General features: G+C 56.8%; 1 protein-coding gene and 1 pseudogene. One reads left to right on the top strand and one right to left on the bottom strand.

The genetic code is table 11. The features are described 5' to 3' along the window. Positions 1 to 190 precede the first annotated feature (190 nt). A complete protein-coding gene (gene paaI / locus C448_RS12305) occupies positions 191 to 589 on the bottom strand; it encodes a hydroxyphenylacetyl-CoA thioesterase PaaI (protein ID WP_004055243.1) in 399 nt (132 codons plus the stop codon). 130 nt (positions 590 to 719) lie between these two features. Here paaI and C448_RS16815 point away from each other — a divergent pair. Then, positions 720 to 1104 (top strand): annotated as a pseudogene (locus C448_RS16815) (IS5/IS1182 family transposase); the annotation flags it as partial.

Raw genomic sequence — 1104 nt, 5'->3', positions numbered from 1 at the left:
AGCGGCTGAATCAGGCGACTGATTCAGTCGCATCATTCTGGCCACTACATGACAGCAACTGAGCTGTTGGGCCAGAGTGGACAACTAGCGAGTCTAGACCGCTTTGCGACACGACCAATTAACTGACGCCTCTACTAGATTCGGCAAGAGCGACCGCAGAAGGCAGACAAGAGCGACCTCGGAAGTAGAGTTAGTCCATCCGGTAGACTCGTCCGCGGAACGTCGCGATGCGGTCGTCCGTCCCGTCCGTTACTTCAACTTCGTACTCAGCTGTTTTTCCGGCGAGATGCGTCTCCTCAGCTATCGCAGCGAGTGTCTCATCGACGTCGACTGCCTCCAGATAGGATATGTTCGTCTCCAGCGCGACGGCAGTTGTGCCGTGGGAGTTTGACGCGGCGGCGAAGGCAGCGTCGGCCAGCGAATAAATTGCTCCGCCATGGGGCGTCCCATGGAAATTCAGCAGGTCCTCTGTAATAGTCAGTTCAGTTCGGGCGTACCCCGACTCCAGTTCGACGACATCGATACCCATGGTCTCGCAGAACTCGTCCGACTGGACGCACTCGCGGACCTCGTCAGAAACGCTTGACATATAGTGTCGCATTTACTGGGAAGTGGTAAATACGTACTGATCGTGAACCAGACAATATGCTCTGTTGATCGCCGGTTCCGTCTGGCGATTCTATCGCTGAGTTCAGGGGAATTGGACGCCCTCTTGCGATATGGAGCGGTTACGACAACGCGCGAAGAAGTATCGAAAACTTGCCAAAGAGCACGTGGAGGATCCAGACGCGCCTGCCGTCGCCGACGAAGACGGCGACGGCGAGCACGCTGAGTGGAACAAAATCGCGTTACTGCTTCTNATCTCAACGAGATGCCCGGGATTCTCGACGTGTTCGGGTTGGAGAAGTCGCCGGATCACACGTCGTTCTGCAATTGGGAGAAGGAGATCCCGATGCGGACGCTCCGCAGCCTGCTCCGCAGAACGGCGGAGCAGGCTGGCTTCTCAGGAACTGGGGCAATCGATGCCAGCGGCTTCCAGCGTGGTCAGGCAAGCCATCATTACCGCAAGCGGGCGGATTACTCGTTTCAGGCGATGAAAACCAC

The organism is Halococcus morrhuae DSM 1307, assembly GCF_000336695.1.
Classification (GTDB): domain Archaea; phylum Halobacteriota; class Halobacteria; order Halobacteriales; family Halococcaceae; genus Halococcus; species Halococcus morrhuae.
Note: the sequence above shows the minus strand (reverse complement) of the source record. Positions and strands in the feature narration are given on the sequence as shown.